Source organism: Streptomyces sp. NPDC050743, assembly GCF_044456925.1.
Lineage (GTDB): Bacteria > Actinomycetota > Actinomycetes > Streptomycetales > Streptomycetaceae > Streptomyces.
In genome coordinates this window covers 1-13453 of the sequence record NZ_JBITGJ010000004.1, presented here as the reverse complement: position 1 = coordinate 13453, position 13453 = coordinate 1, and the positions used below count along the sequence as shown (strand labels likewise).

15 protein-coding genes, 3 pseudogenes and 1 riboswitch are annotated in these 13453 nt (G+C 69.8%); of the genes and pseudogenes, 7 read left to right on the top strand and 11 right to left on the bottom strand.

Annotated features, from left to right (window positions below; translation table 11 throughout):
* The first annotated feature begins 63 nt into the window (after nucleotides 1-63).
* From ACIBJF_RS05995 to ACIBJF_RS05985, 3 genes are read left to right on the top strand one after another with little or no spacing between them, the layout of a single operon-like run.
* Nucleotides 64-1422, top strand: coding sequence for a rhodanese-like domain-containing protein (locus ACIBJF_RS05995; RefSeq protein ID WP_399172485.1), 1359 nt, complete (start codon nucleotides 64-66; stop codon nucleotides 1420-1422).
* A gap of 42 nt (nucleotides 1423-1464) precedes the next feature.
* A complete protein-coding gene (locus ACIBJF_RS05990) occupies nucleotides 1465-1830 on the top strand; it encodes a rhodanese-like domain-containing protein (protein WP_399172484.1) in 366 nt (121 codons plus the stop codon).
* The gene (locus ACIBJF_RS05985) at nucleotides 1827-2570 is read left to right on the top strand and encodes a sulfite exporter TauE/SafE family protein (RefSeq protein WP_399172482.1); all 744 of its coding nucleotides are present in this window, start codon (nucleotides 1827-1829) and stop codon (nucleotides 2568-2570) included. The genes ACIBJF_RS05990 and ACIBJF_RS05985 overlap by 4 nt, the downstream gene beginning before the upstream one ends.
* 54 nt (nucleotides 2571-2624) lie before the next feature.
* Here ACIBJF_RS05985 and ACIBJF_RS05980 read toward each other — a convergent pair whose 3' ends face one another.
* Nucleotides 2625-2912, bottom strand: a complete 288-nt coding sequence (locus tag ACIBJF_RS05980; RefSeq protein ID WP_353603488.1) for a metal-sensitive transcriptional regulator — start codon at nucleotides 2910-2912, stop codon at nucleotides 2625-2627.
* An 81-nt stretch (nucleotides 2913-2993) separates the two neighbouring features.
* Here ACIBJF_RS05980 and ACIBJF_RS05975 point away from each other — a divergent pair, with 81 nt between their 5' ends.
* Entirely contained in the window at nucleotides 2994-3569 is a 576-nt protein-coding gene (locus ACIBJF_RS05975; RefSeq protein ID WP_399172481.1) for a rhodanese-like domain-containing protein, read from the top strand.
* Nucleotides 3570-3657: 88 nt separating this feature from the next.
* Here the strand turns inward: ACIBJF_RS05975 and ACIBJF_RS05970 are convergent.
* From ACIBJF_RS05970 to ACIBJF_RS05960, 3 genes and pseudogenes are all read right to left on the bottom strand, one after another.
* A pseudogene (locus ACIBJF_RS05970) lies at nucleotides 3658-3829 on the bottom strand (6-phosphofructokinase); the annotation flags it as partial.
* Nucleotides 3830-4096: 267 nt separating this feature from the next.
* The gene (locus ACIBJF_RS05965) at nucleotides 4097-4549 is read right to left on the bottom strand and encodes a phosphatase PAP2 family protein (protein WP_399172480.1); all 453 of its coding nucleotides are present in this window, start codon (nucleotides 4547-4549) and stop codon (nucleotides 4097-4099) included.
* Between the two features lie 218 nt (nucleotides 4550-4767).
* The gene (locus tag ACIBJF_RS05960) at nucleotides 4768-5247 is read right to left on the bottom strand and encodes an inorganic diphosphatase (RefSeq protein WP_399172479.1); all 480 of its coding nucleotides are present in this window, start codon (nucleotides 5245-5247) and stop codon (nucleotides 4768-4770) included.
* A gap of 30 nt (nucleotides 5248-5277) precedes the next feature.
* Nucleotides 5278-5343: riboswitch (Fluoride riboswitch) on the bottom strand.
* 170 nt (nucleotides 5344-5513) lie between these two features.
* On the opposite strand from ACIBJF_RS05960, the gene ACIBJF_RS05955 reads away from it, so the two are divergent.
* Genes ACIBJF_RS05955 through ACIBJF_RS05945 form a run of 3 tightly spaced genes read left to right on the top strand, consistent with a single transcriptional unit; the run spans nucleotide 5514 to nucleotide 8587 of the window.
* Nucleotides 5514-6257: a dynamin family protein gene (locus tag ACIBJF_RS05955; protein WP_399172478.1), complete on the top strand. Its 744-nt coding sequence runs from the start codon at nucleotides 5514-5516 to the stop codon at nucleotides 6255-6257.
* A gap of 50 nt (nucleotides 6258-6307) precedes the next feature.
* Nucleotides 6308-7420 (top strand): helix-turn-helix domain-containing protein, encoded by a 1113-nt coding sequence (locus ACIBJF_RS05950; protein WP_399172477.1) that lies wholly within the window; start codon nucleotides 6308-6310, stop codon nucleotides 7418-7420.
* Nucleotides 7421-7423: 3 nt separating this feature from the next.
* Nucleotides 7424-8587 carry a hypothetical protein gene (locus tag ACIBJF_RS05945; RefSeq protein ID WP_399172476.1) on the top strand — a complete coding sequence of 388 codons (1164 nt, stop codon included), beginning with the start codon at nucleotides 7424-7426 and terminating at the stop codon, nucleotides 8585-8587.
* A gap of 14 nt (nucleotides 8588-8601) precedes the next feature.
* Here the strand turns inward: ACIBJF_RS05945 and ACIBJF_RS05940 are convergent, their stop codons facing one another.
* From ACIBJF_RS05940 to ACIBJF_RS05910, 7 genes and pseudogenes are all read right to left on the bottom strand, one after another.
* Nucleotides 8602-9219, bottom strand: a complete 618-nt coding sequence (locus tag ACIBJF_RS05940; RefSeq protein WP_399172475.1) for a hypothetical protein — start codon at nucleotides 9217-9219, stop codon at nucleotides 8602-8604.
* Nucleotides 9220-9757: 538 nt separating this feature from the next.
* Nucleotides 9758-9886 (bottom strand): annotated as a pseudogene (locus ACIBJF_RS05935) (3-oxoadipate enol-lactone hydrolase); the annotation flags it as partial.
* Between the two features lie 8 nt (nucleotides 9887-9894).
* Nucleotides 9895-10248, bottom strand: a complete 354-nt coding sequence (locus ACIBJF_RS05930; RefSeq protein WP_399172474.1) for a transposase — start codon at nucleotides 10246-10248, stop codon at nucleotides 9895-9897.
* 41 nt (nucleotides 10249-10289) lie between these two features.
* Nucleotides 10290-10583 (bottom strand): hypothetical protein, encoded by a 294-nt coding sequence (locus tag ACIBJF_RS05925; RefSeq protein WP_399172473.1) that lies wholly within the window; start codon nucleotides 10581-10583, stop codon nucleotides 10290-10292.
* Nucleotides 10584-10624: 41 nt separating this feature from the next.
* Nucleotides 10625-10996, bottom strand: a complete 372-nt coding sequence (locus ACIBJF_RS05920) for a transposase (protein WP_399172472.1) — start codon at nucleotides 10994-10996, stop codon at nucleotides 10625-10627.
* A gap of 599 nt (nucleotides 10997-11595) precedes the next feature.
* Nucleotides 11596-12747, bottom strand: a complete 1152-nt coding sequence (locus tag ACIBJF_RS05915) for a VOC family protein (RefSeq protein WP_399172471.1) — start codon at nucleotides 12745-12747, stop codon at nucleotides 11596-11598.
* A 154-nt stretch (nucleotides 12748-12901) separates the two neighbouring features.
* A pseudogene (locus ACIBJF_RS05910) lies at nucleotides 12902-13453 on the bottom strand (FAD-binding monooxygenase); the annotation flags it as partial.

Below are 13453 nucleotides of genomic sequence, written 5' to 3'. Positions count from 1 at the left end.
GGTACTCATGTTACGGTGATACGCATACCCCCGGGGGTAATCTACGTGGGAAGGGACATCTCCGTGTTCTTCATCGACACCATCGAGCTCGACGGTCTCGGCAACCGCCACTACCTGGCCGGCGGCAAGCAGACGGCCGTGGCCGTGGACCCGCCGCGCGACTTCGACCAGGTTCTGGCGGCGGCCGCCCGGCGCGGAGTGCGGATCTCACACGTGGTGGAGACCCACATCCACAACGACTACGTCACCGGCGGCCTGGAGCTGGCGCGCGTGACGGGTGCCGCCTATCTGGTGCCGGCCGGCGCGCGCGTGTCGTTCGCCCGGGTGCCGGTGGCCGACGGCGACACGGTCACCGTCGACTCCGGACTGGACCTGCGCGCCGTGGCCACCCCGGGTCACACCCCGCACCACACGTCGTACGTGCTGCAGGAGAACAACGTGCCGGTGGCCGCGTTCACCGGTGGTTCGCTGCTGATCGGCACGGTGGGCCGGCCGGACCTCGTCGAACCGCGACTGACCGAGCAGCTGGCCCGCGCCCAGCACGCCTCCGCGCACCGGCTGGCGGACGAACTGCCCGACGAGACATCCGTGCTGCCCACGCACGGCTTCGGCAGCTTCTGCTCCTCGGCGCAGGCCGAAGGGGACGCCACCACCATCGGCAGGGAAAAGAGCGCCAACGCGGCGCTGACCCAGGACGTGGACTCCTTCGTCACCCGGCTGCTGGCCGACCTCGACGACGTGCCCGCCTACTACGCACACATGGGTCCGGCCAACGCCGACGGCCCCGCTCCGGTGGACCTGACTCCCCCGGCCATCGCGGACGCCGAGGAGATCGCTGACCGCCTCGCGGCCGGCGAATGGGTGGTCGACCTGCGCAGCCGTATCGCGTTCGCCCAGGGCCATGTCGCCGGTTCGTTCAACTTCGAGGCGGACGGCAAGATCGCCACCTACCTGGCCTGGATGATCCCGTGGGGCAAGCCGGTGACCCTGCTCGCCGAATCCCCCGAGCAGCTGGCCGCCGCCCAGCGCGAACTCGTCCGGGTCGGCATCGACCGGCCCGCCGCCGCCGCGACCGGCTCGCCCGAACAGTGGGTGGCCGAGGGCGGCTCCCTCGCCGCCTTCCCCCGCTCCACGTTCGCCGGACTGGCCGAGCACGGCACCGACGGCATCGTCGTCCTGGACGTACGCCGCGACTCCGAGCGCGCCGCCGGCCACATCGAGGGCTCCGTGCACATCCCCATCCACCAGCTGCACAAGCGGCTGGGCGAGGTGCCCCCCGGCACCGTTTGGGTGCACTGCGCCGGCGGAATGCGGGCGGGCATCGCCGCCTCGCTGCTGGACGCCGCCGGACGCGACGTAGTGGCCGTCGACGACGGCTTCGACGCCGCCACCGGCGCCAAACTGCCCGTCGTTACCGGCTGACGACCCTGCCGTACCCCTTTCGAACTCCCTGAGAGGTTTGTGATGTTCCTCTTCCGAAGCGGCGGGGACCGCGTCACCGTGGACGACGCACGCCGACGCACCCAGGGCACCGACGCCCCGTCCGTGCTGCTGGACGTGCGCGAGCAGGGCGAGTGGGACGCCGGTCACGCTCCCGGCGCCCTCCACGCGCCGCTGTCCCGCCTGGCGACGGGAGGGGCGCTGCCCGCCGCCGCCCAGGGACGGCCGCTGGTGGTGATCTGCCGCAGCGGGAACCGCTCTCAGCAGGCCGCCAAACTGCTGGCCGCACGCGGCGCCGAGGCTGTCGACGTCAAGGGGGGCATGCAGGCGTGGGCCGCCGCCGGTCACCTGGTCGTCGACGAACGCGGAAACAACGGCTCGATAGCATGACCGCCCTGATCCTCGCGCTCGTCGCCGGTGCCGTCATCGGCCTGGCCCTGGGCGGCCTCGGCGGGGGCGGAAGCGTCCTCGCCGTACCCGCCCTGATCTACCTGCTCCACTTCACACCGGCCGAGGCGACGACGGCCAGCCTGGTCATCGTCACCCTCACCTCGGTCACGGCGCTCGTCGGGCACGCCCGGGACGGCAACGTCGTCTGGCGCACCGGGCTGCTGTTCGGCGCGGCCGGCATCGTGCCCGCGATGCTCGCCGGGGCCGCCGCCGGCCACCTGCCCCAGAGCATGCTCACGGTCGCCTTCGCCGTCATCGCGGCACTCGCCGCGCTGCGCATGCTCCGGCCCGCTCGCACCGAGCCGTCCGGCATGGTCAACCCCGGCAAGGCCGGCGCCGCCGGGGCCGGCCTCGGCGCGGTGACGGGGTTCCTCGGCGTGGGCGGCGGCTTCCTCGCAGTCCCTGCCCTGGTGAACGTGCTGAGCCTGCCCATGCGCCGAGCCGTCGGAAGCAGTTTGCTCGTCATCACGATCAACTCCCTGGCCGCGCTTGCCGCCCGGGCCGGCACCGGCACGCACCTGGACTGGGCGGTCATCGCACCGTTCACCGCGGCGGCGATCCTCGGCGCCTGGGACGGCAAACGCCTGTCGAAGAAGATCAAGGGGCATACCCTTCAGCGCCTCTTCGCCTACGTACTGCTCGCGGTCGCGGCCTTCATGCTCGTGGACGTGATCGCATGACCGTGTCCACACGCCTCGGGGTCCCCACTCCTCAGGCAGGGGGGCGGGAGAGCGTCAGGCCAGCGAGAGGAAGAGCTTCTCCAGCCGGGCACGCATCTGTTCACGATCCTCACCGGACCCGTCACCACTGCCGGAGTCCGCGAGGCACCGCTGGAGACCGGTGGCGATCACGGCGAATCCTGCTCGGTCGAGGGCGCGCGATGCGGCCGCGAGCTGGGTGACGACCTCCTCGCAGTCGCGACCCTCCTCGATCATCCGGATCACTCCGGATATCTGACCCTGCGCCCGGCGCAGCCGGTTCAGCACCGACCGCAGCTCCGCACCCGCCAGATCAAGTTCCACGACCACTCCTCGACGACACCCCACGGGAAACAAGCGCTCCCGTACCCGGGGCACCCACGACTCACAAGGATGACATCCGCCATGACCACCCCCACCGCCCTCGACCCCCGCCAGGCCCACAGCCGCCTGCAGGAACTCACCGTCATCGACGTCCGTACCCCCGGCGAGTACGCCGGCGGCCACATACCCGGCGCCCTGAACATCCCCCTGGACCAGCTCGACCGGGCCCTGCCGGACATCCGCACCGCCGCCCACCGCGGCGAGGTCCTCGTCGTCTGCGCCTCCGGCGCCCGCTCCGAGAACGCGTGCCGCAAACTCGCGGACGCAGGCATCCACACCGCCACACTCGCCGGCGGCACCGGCGCCTGGGCCGCCCAGGGCCACGACCTGCACCGGCCCGAGGGAAGCAAGAAGGCGACCTGGGGCATGGAACGCCAGGTCCGCCTCACCGCCGGCTCGGTCGTCCTGCTCGGCCTGGCACTGGGCGAGCTCGTCCACCCGGCCCTCCGGCTGCTGTCCGCCGGCATCGCCGGCGGCCTGGTCTTCTCCGCCGTGACCAACACCTGCGGCATGGCCGCCATGCTCGCCAAGCTCCCCTACAACCGGCCCCGCAAGGCCGACCTCGACGCGACACTGGCACGCCTGCGCGCCAACTGAACCCGGTGCCGCGATTCGCACGACACCGCCCGCTCCCGACATGCCCTGCGGCGGCCTCCGCCGTGCCCGTACCCCGGGGCACGGCCGGCCGCAGCCGGGAGATGCCCATGAGACCGAAGCGTGTCGCGAGCCGCCGGTCGTACGCTCTCGGCGTGCCGCCACGCTGGACGTGACCGAGAACCGTCGTGGCGGCCAGCCTTCCCGGTACGGTGCTCCACCTGCCGGGCCAACCAGTCACCGATCCCGTACAGGCGCACGTGCAGCGGCTCGAGCCATCCTCGACGGCGACCTCGCCAAGCGGCGCATGGTGGCGGGATACACCCGCCCCGGCCCCGACGGCGCCCCGGTCCTGGTCGGTGCGGTCGCCCTGGACTCCCCCCGCACCCTGATCGACTACCACGACCGGATCGGCCACCCCCCTGGGCACCGTGTCGACGCGGCGCCGAGCCGCCTGAGGCGTGACACCCCAGGACGCCGCCTCCCACCAGGCGCCGTTGGCACCCCTTTCCCCCGGGGGTGCCAACGGCTCATCCTCCGCACTGGACCGACTCTGAACCGCCGCACGGGCGCGCCATCTCCGAGGCGGCCAGCCAGCCGTAGCCGAACAGCCAACCGCCGACCACGTCCGAAGGCCAGTGAACGCGCAGTGCCACGCGGCTGAGGCCAACGAGCGCGGCCACGGCACCGGCGGTATCCGGCCCAGCCCCTGCTGCAAGTCCGGTCGCCAGCAGGGCCGTCGCGGTGTGCCGGGAGGGAAAACTTGCTCCCTGGCAGTGCGACAGCCACTCCTCCGCCGGTGGCCTGGGTCGGTTGACGGCGCGGCAGAGGGCTGTGCGCGCCGCGTCGCCGGCCGCCAGAACCAACAGGGGCCAGCAGCGGTCAAGTACGGGAGCAGCGGTCGGCTCACGAGTCAAACATCGTGCGGCCACCGCGGTGTATGCCACCGGACGCGAGCCCAGCGCCGTCACAGCCACCCACATACATCTGCCCGTACCTGTCCTCGGCGCCGGGAGGACCGCGCACCGGTCGAAGAAAGCGAGTGGCTGTTCATGTCGAGTCGCTAGAGACAGGAGGACTGCGCCCAAGAGCCCGATGGCTGCTCGGCTTACCGAGCGGCTGCTGTCGGCAATGCCGAGCTGTGAGCGAGACCTGTTGACAGCAATTCCCGAACTGCACGGGGCGAGTCGGCGTCGCACGCTCATTCGAGGCATCCCGTGAGCCGCTCGTAGGCGTGATGAGCGTCGCTGATCAGGTGCTCAGCCTCGGCGCGAGTGCCGCAGTCGGTTACCTCGCTGGCAGCCTGGCGTTGCAGGCGTGCCAGGACGGCGGCCCAGGCGTCGCCTTCGGCGTGCCAGCGGGGCAGGTCGTCGGTGTCCACGAGGTCGATGAAGGAAGGATCTTCGGCAACGCACAGCAGCACCGGGGCAGCGGGTGCGGTCTCGGCGCCGGCGCGGTGCAGGACGCCCAGCGGCCAGGCCGGCACGGTGGCGCCGGCCAGGGCGGGTTCGGGCATCAGCACCAGGGCGTCCAGGGGCAGCCCGTCGGCGTCGAGGGTGTCGGGGACGCGTCCGTGTCCGACCGGCCAGCCGCCCGAGCTGAGGCAGCCGGAGGCGCCGTCGCCGGGCTTGCGGATGGTGGACGAAGCGGTGGAGTCGATGTCGACGGTGATCCGGGGCATGGGCCTGACCTCCTCAAATGCGGGCATGGTCAGCGGGTAGAGGCCATCAGCACCCCAGGGGTGCGGTTGGCGGCGAGCCCCATCGCCGGATACCAGCAGTCTCCTGGCGCGCGGCCGGCGCGGCAACCAGCCGGTGGACGGACTCCTTTGCGGCCTGCCGGTCCGCTTCGTACCGTGGAGGTCACGAGGACGGTGGAGGGGCTCACCGCCAACCGCGGGCCGCGACCGGCTCGCCAACGGTCCCTGCCTGACGGCTGGAGACCACGATGACCTCATCGCCTTCCGGAACGGCGTTCACCGCATCCTGTTCCGCTGGATCGGCCTCAACCGGTACGCGTCTGTGGTCGGCCCCGTCCCGGCTGGAAGCGGCCGGGATCTCGGCGTCCGAAGACCGGCGGGTACTGGCTGCAGTGGGCGAACAGCCGGCTGCGGACCGGTTCCGGGTGCTGGTGGTCGGGGAGGCCAAGCGCGGCAAGAGCACGCTGGTCAACGCGTTGCTGGGGCGGCAGGTGCTGCCCACCGGCGTGGTGCCGGTGACCGCCTTGCCGACCTCCGTGCGGGCCGGAACGCCGGAAGGGGTGAGCGTGCGGTTCCGGGACGGCCGCAGGAAGTGGCATCCGCTTCAGGCCCTGCCCGGATTCGTCACGCAGCGCGCCAACCCGGGTAACCGGCTGGGTGTGGAGGATGTGGTCGTCCACCTCGACACACCACAGCTGGCAGCGGGCATCGAAGTGGTCGACACCCCCGGCACGGGCTCGGTGCACGAGCACAACACCGAGCAGGCCCGGGCCGCGCTGAAGACGATGGACGCGGCGCTGTTCGTCCTCAGCGCGGACCCGCCGGTCTCGGACCGCACCGAGCGAACCTCCGTCTCGGGCGGATCGTGTAGGCGAGTCCTTCACCTCGACCCAACAACGATCAACAGGCTTGTAGTTGGAGTGTCAGTGGCGCGTGATATCCCTGAGGGCGTGACACTCTGCGGATCATGCGCGGAATATTTTGAGGGATAAAAGCGTGTATCCTTGCTGGAGTTGAGACTCGCCAGGGATGGGGGTGGACCGTGAGTGATCAGAAGGAGTTGCTGGCGGATCCCGCCATGCTCGCCCTGGCGCGCGACTCTCGGGGGTGGACCCAGTCCGAGCTTGCCGAGCGGATGTCGCACGTGGAGGGCAGCCGCATCACACAGGGGTACGTAAGCCGGGCCGAAGCCGGACGGATCCCGGTCCGGGCCGATCGGGTGCTCCTGTTCGCCGCCGCGCTTCACTTCACCCCCGAGATGCTGTGCCAGGCTGCCGATACGGCCGGGGTGGGCATCGGGCTGATCCACCACCGCAAGCGGGCCTCGTTGGGAGCCCCCGCGCTGCGCCGAATCCATGCGACGCTGGCGCTCACCCGCCTCCAGGTCGAAGCGGTGACCCAGGCTGCAGCCCTTCGTCGTCCCCACCGGTTCAGGCCCATTGAGGTCAACGACTTCGACACTCCCGCGGACGCCGCGGAGACGGTACGCGAAGAGTGGAACGTTCCCGCCGGCCCCATCGACGACCTGGTCGCGCTGCTCGAAGACGCCGGCGCCCTGGTTGTAGTCCGAGATCTGGGGACCAGCGAACTCGACGCCGTGAGCCAGTGGCCGCACGGCCGGGCGCCGCTGGTGCTCCTCAACTCCAGTGCCCCTGGTGACCGTTCGCGCTTCAGCCTCGCTCACGAGCTGGGCCATCTGATCATGCACCGCGAACCGGGCGAGGGGCGCGCTCAGGAGACCCAAGCCGACCGGTTCGCCGCCGAGTTCCTCATGCCGCACGAGGTCATCCTGGGCGAGCTGAAGCCCGGCATCGACGTCGCCCGCCTCATGGATCTCAAAACCCGCTGGGGGGTCTCCATGGCCGCTCTCATCCGGCGGGCCGTGGACCTCGGCGTGATCAGCGAATGGCAATACCGCACCCTCATGGTCGAGTTGTCCGCGCTCGGCTACCGCACCAACGAACCAGTCGTCATCCGGCGCGAGACTCCGCGTCATATCGCTCACGCCGTCACCCGGCTTGAGGGACAGCACCACCTCAGCGTGACCGAGACCGCTCACCTGGCGGGCCTGGGTCGTGAGGAGTTCCACGAGATCTACTTGTGCGCTTCTTCTCCGTCCGGACGCAAGGACGTGCCGGACCCTTCTGCGAGGTGATTCATGAGCAACGCCCCCGATCCCAGGCGGCGACCGCCCGCCGTGAAGACGCTCGACCATACCGTGGCAGCGGTGCCGCTCCTGCAGGGACGCGTACTGCTACACGAACACGCCCAGTACACTCCCCGACCTCGCCCGGCCCTCGATGACGGCCTGAGCGGCGTGGTCATGACCGGCGCCAACGCCGACGCACGCGCCTTCCAGCTCCGCGCCGACGTCGGCTACCAGGGCACCCTACTGATCGACAGCGCCGTGTACACCACGTACACGGCAACGGCGGAGGAGCCGTTCATGGCACCTCCCGACGAACTGTTCGCCGCCGTGGACACCTCGCTGAACTTCCAGAAGGCGCGAGGGGCAACCGCAGCGCTGACACCCACCGGCTACATACCGCCGGCGAACTCCCGTGCCCTCAAGGCGGTAATGCGGGAAGCCAACCGGATCGAGCGAGCCGACACGCTGGTCTCCCTTCCGATCGATGTCACCTGGCTGAACCGGGAGAACATCGGCCAACTGATTGCGGTCTGCGCCAAGATCCGTCACCCGAAGGCAGTCATTCTCTTCCGCCAGTTCGACCCGCTGGAACAGGCGAAGGACATTCCGGCCAACCTGCGGCGGCTGGTCACCGAGGTCGAGCACATGTCGCTATTGCGCACAGACCTCGCAGCTCTCGACGTGATAGCGCACGGTGCCCTATGCGCGGGAATCGGCGTCCAGAGCTCGCTCCGTCACGCGATACCGCCCGAAGAGAAGGCCCAGATAGGCAAGCGCGGCGGCGGACCCACGTACCCGCACATCCTGATGCCGCAGTTGATGTGCTTCAAGGGCGCCGAGTTCTTGTCCAAGGTCTACGGCAATGCGGATCCGGCAACCTGCGACTGCGAGGAGTGCGACGGGCGCAGCCTCGACAGCTTTTACCTTTCCGACGGTGAAACGCGGCGTGAGGCGGAGAACCACAACATCCACACCTGGGGCGCATGGGTCAGCGACATGGCCAGCTACCGAGCTGGCTCCGAGCGTAAGACGTGGTGGCGCAATAAATGCGCTGCAGCCGTCGACCGCTACGCACTGGAAAACCAGCGCATCGGAGTGGGCGCGAGTCCCAAGTCCGGGTTCCAAGCACCCGCGCCGCTCAAAGCATGGGCGACACTGCCCGTCACTCAGTAGCCGGACGCACCCCCTCAGGGGAGCTGACGGTTGACGTCTTCCAGGAATTTCCAGCCAGCAACCGTATGGCGCTTGCGCACGAAGGGGCTGGGTGGCACAACAACCTCGACTGCATCCCCCTGGACGTGGAGCAATCCGATGCCGTAGAAGTCCGCGCGCATCACCGCCTCGTCCTTGCGCCGCAACACGCCATCGATCAATACGGAACGAGCAGTGAACGGTGTGAACCGCTCGGCCTGCTCCATCGCCGACTCCCAGCTGCGTCCAGGCACCAACACCATGTCGACATGGACCGGCTGGGTCGCCAGACGAGTAATCAATCCGTCGCGTCGAACCACCGCCCCCTTCGGCAGGCCCTTCAACGCTCGGTGTTCCCTGTCGCTCAGTGATCCCGCAGGCACAGGCTCGCCGAGCGGCAGCGCCATCAAGAGGTTCAGGGCATCCGGTCGCGTCAGCGGAGCCATGCCCGAAGCCGCCCGCCGCTCCCGCTCTCGCGCCTCGAATCGGTAGGCCGCGACGACCTTCACCCCCTCGGCTTCAACAACCGCCAGGCTCGCATCGCGGGGTACGAGCTCACCGGGAGCCAGCGCCCCCGCAACCACACCCAAGGGCTCTCGTGCCGCGATTGCCATCGACCAACCCGCTCTCGTCCTACACCGACGCTCTCCCCAGCAGGGCTGTACGCGCTCATCCTTACCGCTTGCCCCGCGCCACCGGAACCAGCCTCAACAACAAAACCAACAGACCTCAACCGGCTCTAGACACGGGAACGCGTCCAAACGAACGGCAAGGCTAGTACGGACACCCGTGCGATCATCAGCCGCCTCCCGGATAGCTCCGCATTGGTCGACCACCGCCTCGCTGCACAATTTGCATCCACAACAGGTCGCGTACGGGCGACTCCGATCTTAGCCATCCCGCGCCACGATGCCTACAGTTGTTCGAATTCTTGCGCCGCCCCGCCCTACCGAGACCATCTACTCCCAAACCGCAGCCGACCAGCGCCGCGCCATCAGCCCGGGAAGACAGAACCCCCGCCGAAACAAGCCGACGGGGGCAACATCTGTCACGACCGTGTCACCAACAGCGTTGACGCGCCCGGACGACGAGATCCAAACCCGGCCAAACGCTCCCGGTCTGGACCACGTGGACGCCAGAAGACGGCTTCGCCCACCTGTGCCATGTGGTACCCAGTGAGGGACCCAAGATCAGGACCGGAGCGTCTTCTGGCCCGTCAAAGCGGTATTGCAGGGTGTTCGGTGGTGTCTCACTCACGCCCCAGACCCTCTCACGTCTCACGACTGCCCCTATAACGAGGGTTGCGGCTGCACAGGTCTGACCAGGTGGAACACCTCCCGGGCCGCGTATCGCTTGAGACTTCGGACGATTTCACGTCGAGTCTTGCCCTCCTTGCTGCGGCGTTCGTAGTAGTCCTGGGTACGCGGGTCGACGCGCAGGCGGGTCTGCACGATCCGGTGCAGGGCCGCGTTCGCTTGCCGGTCGCCGCCCCGGTTGAGGCGACGGTACTGCCGACTGCCCGAGGAACGCTCGACTGGGCTGACCCCGCACAGGGCCGCGAAGGACGCCTCATTGCCCAGGCGTTCCGGGTTGTCCCCGATCGTGATCAGCAAAGTGACGGCCGTGTCCGGACCGATGCCCACTACCTCAAGCAGCTGCGGAGCGTGGCATTCCACCAGCCGGGTCAGGCGGCCTTCCAGCTCCTGGACCTCTTCGCTGAGCTGCCTGATGCGCGGGCCAGGAGACCCAGGGTGACGTGGGTGGCGTGGAGCACCGCCCCCTCGCCGGCCTCGTGGTTCAGGCTGTCGTCGACGAGCCCTGCGCAGGTGCGGAAGAGTTCTGCGTTGCCCAGCCCGGCCAGTTCCTCCCTCAGCTGAGGATCGGCACGGATGAGGACGGCCTTGAGCTGGTTGATCGCCTGGGTGCGGGCGTTGACCGCCGAGTCCTTGGCCAGCTTGTACATCCGGGCGATCTCCACCGGCCCATCACCCGCCTTGGCCTGGGCACGCGCCCGCCCGCTCAGCACCGCCCGGGCCGCGTTCTCGGCATCGAGCGGGGTCCGACTTGCCGCGCCGACGGCGGTCCGCCCGGTCGAACCGATTCACATCGAAAAACGTCCACGCCCTGAGCCAGCAGGTAGCGGGACAGGGCCGCCCCGAAAGAACCGGTACCTTCCACTCCGGCCCGCCGCACCGTACCCGACGCCCTGGCCCACCCCAGCAGGTCCCGGTATCCAGCCGCGCTGGCCGGGAACTCCTCGGTGCCGATCACCTCCCCCACCAGGGAAAGCACGGCGGCCACATGGGCATCCCGGTGCGTGTCCACTCCCAGGACCACCTCCCTCGCCGCCCGGCGCCGGCGAGGACGCGAAGCGGAGGGTGTGCCGGTCATGCTCGTTCCTGTTCAGGCCGACGGCTTATCGCTAGTCGGCACCGGGCCGTGCGGACGGTCAGAATCGTGATGACGCCTTTCCGGCAGGCCCCTATCGAGACACGTCCGGTCAGCCCGAGACCAGCAACGCACCGCCTCCGGCCGGTGGTCGACACAGTGTGAGCAGGACACTTCCGGTCAGGCATCTCAGGAGTCAGACCCCGCCGCAGGACAGCACCCACCTACTGTTCTCCGTCTATCCGGCTCGCAGTTACGCCAGCTCGCTCGTTCGGACGAATTGAGTCGAAGCACCGGTCGCCTACCAACGGAACTGGCACCATGCCGCGGGAGGAGCGCCCGGAACAACGCCTGACAGCCCTGCGACAGCTGGGACGGTTGGCGCAGCGGATTGAATGCCTCCGATCAGTTCGGCGACAGCGTCCCTGCTTGGGGTGCTGCAGAGCATTCGCCAGCCACTGCTGGGAAGTGGCGAGGCCCTGCATCTGGGAACCGATGGATGCACGGACCAGGTGGCACGGGTGAGGAGGGTCGCGGCGGTCAGCCCGGTGGGCGCGGCACGGATGAACACGACGGGTACATCTCAGGGGTGGTGGTGGCGGTCACTTGCTCAGGGCTTTCATCAGGCCCAGCAGCCGGGCGTGGTCGACTTCGTTGTCCTCGCGCAGCGCGGAGATCGCCTGCAGGAACGCTCTCGGCGAAGGGTTGGTGCCGAGGAAGTCGCGGGTGGCGGGCGGGCCCCACTGGGCCAGGCCGGAGGCGGACATGGCGGCCCAGCCGGGTTCCAGTGTGTTGTCGAAGACGTCGCCGTCGGCGTAGTGCTCCATCATGAAGCGGTCGGGGTCGCGCCAGTAGTCGAAGATCTGGCTGCCCTGGATGTGCCGGCCGATGCCCCAGGAGTGGTGGCAGCCGCGTTCGCGCAGGTACTCGCCTCCGGCGGCCAGCGCGTCGAGGTCGGCGACCTGGTAGGCGGAGTGAACGTATCCCGTGTCGGGACCGAGATGCATGGCCAGGGTGTGGTGGTCGGCGGGTTCGTCGCCGCGGTCGCAGCGGATGAAGGCCATGGTGGGGCCGCGGTCGCGCTGGCCGTCCAGGTAGAGGAAGTCGCTGACGATCAGGCCGAGGTGCTGCAGGTACCAGTCCAGGGCGCGCCGGAAGACCCGGGTGGAGAGGACGACGTGGCCCAGGCGCTGCACCTGGGAGGGTTCGCGGGGCGGGCGCTGGGTGGCGTTGATGCGTGCGGCCGCGGTGGTGGTGCCCGTGTTGAGGACGAGGGGCTGTCGCAGCGGTCGCGGGGGCTGCTCGGCGACGCCGTGTACGACGCGGACCGGGATACCGGAGGGGTCCAGCAGGTCCACGGCGCGGCCACCGCCGTACTCGGTCAGGGTGCGGACCTTGTGGCCGGTAGTGCGGGCGAGCCGGTCGAGGTCGGCGGCGTCGGCGGCCTGGAAGGCGGGGCCGATGAACCGCGAGGCGGGACCACGGCGGATCACCAGGCAGTGCGGTCCGGCCAGGGCGCCGCGCAGAAAGAGGGCGTCCCCGGTGCGGGCGGCGGTGGTGAAGCCGAAGTCGTGGGCGAAGGTCTCGGCGCGGTCCAGGTCGGGCTTGGTGAACTCGAGCCAGGCCAGGTCGACCACCTTGATGACGGGCTGGGCGGCGCGGCCGGGGTGCTCCCCGCGCAGGGCGCCCTGCTCGCTGTGCAGACCCTGATGGGCGTCGGCAGTGGCGGCGGGGGTGGGTGTCGGATCGTCCACGAGGTTCCTTCCTGTCGCCTCCACGACCCGTGGCGAGGGTGGGGCGGGTGCCGCAGTGCCGCGGTGTCCCGGAGGCGAGGCAGAGATGAGGGTGGGGGCCCGGCCCGCCGACTGCGGCGGTGATCGGCAGGCCGGGTGGCACGGCAGATAAGCCCTACCGTGCGAGGAGGGAGTCCAGTGCGGCTGTGAGTTCCGCGACCGGGTCCGTGGCCGCGCCATGGGCGCGCCAGCCGATGAAGCGGTCCGGGCGCACCAGGACGGCGCCTTGCGGTGTGTGGCCGCGGGTGGCGGTCCAGGTGGAGCGCGGGTCGCGATAGTCGCCGTCGACGTGGCCGATCCGGATGGCGTCCAGCGGCAGCCCGCTCTCGGCGGCGATCTTTTCGGCGGCTTCGCACCACGCCTGGCCGTCCTCCCCGGCGATCAGCAGGAACCGGCCGGGGCGCACCAGGCGGGCCAGGGCCACGCGATGGCCGTCGGGGTCCTCCAGCCAGGCGTGGGGCAGCGGGTGTCCGGGGCGGGCGGCGGGCTTGTAGATGCGGACCGGGTCGGGGTTCTCGGGTGCGGGAGTGCCGTCGGGGATGACGGCGGCGGAGTCGTAGGTGTAGCCGAACTCGATGCCCAGTTCGTTGAACTCCATGGACTGGGCGGCCACGGTGGCCAGGAAGGTGCGGCGGAAGCCGGTGTCGGCGGGGTCCTCGCTCCACAG

Bases quoted from the DNA above. Each gene is read 5' to 3' on its own strand.
- ACIBJF_RS05990 (WP_399172484.1), top strand. From the start codon at position 1,465: ATGTTCCTCTTCCGAAGCGGCGGGGACCGCGTCACCGTGGACGACGCA.
- ACIBJF_RS05985 (WP_399172482.1), top strand. From the start codon at position 1,827: ATGACCGCCCTGATCCTCGCGCTCGTCGCCGGTGCCGTCATCGGCCTG.
- ACIBJF_RS05975 (WP_399172481.1), top strand. From the start codon at position 2,994: ATGACCACCCCCACCGCCCTCGACCCCCGCCAGGCCCACAGCCGCCTG.
- ACIBJF_RS05965 (WP_399172480.1), bottom strand. From the start codon at position 4,549: ATGTGGGTGGCTGTGACGGCGCTGGGCTCGCGTCCGGTGGCATACACC.
- ACIBJF_RS05960 (WP_399172479.1), bottom strand. From the start codon at position 5,247: ATGCCCCGGATCACCGTCGACATCGACTCCACCGCTTCGTCCACCATC.
- ACIBJF_RS05955 (WP_399172478.1), top strand. From the start codon at position 5,514: ATGACCTCATCGCCTTCCGGAACGGCGTTCACCGCATCCTGTTCCGCT.
- ACIBJF_RS05945 (WP_399172476.1), top strand. From the start codon at position 7,424: ATGAGCAACGCCCCCGATCCCAGGCGGCGACCGCCCGCCGTGAAGACG.
- ACIBJF_RS05940 (WP_399172475.1), bottom strand. From the start codon at position 9,219: ATGGCAATCGCGGCACGAGAGCCCTTGGGTGTGGTTGCGGGGGCGCTG.
- ACIBJF_RS05920 (WP_399172472.1), bottom strand. From the start codon at position 10,996: ATGACCGGCACACCCTCCGCTTCGCGTCCTCGCCGGCGCCGGGCGGCG.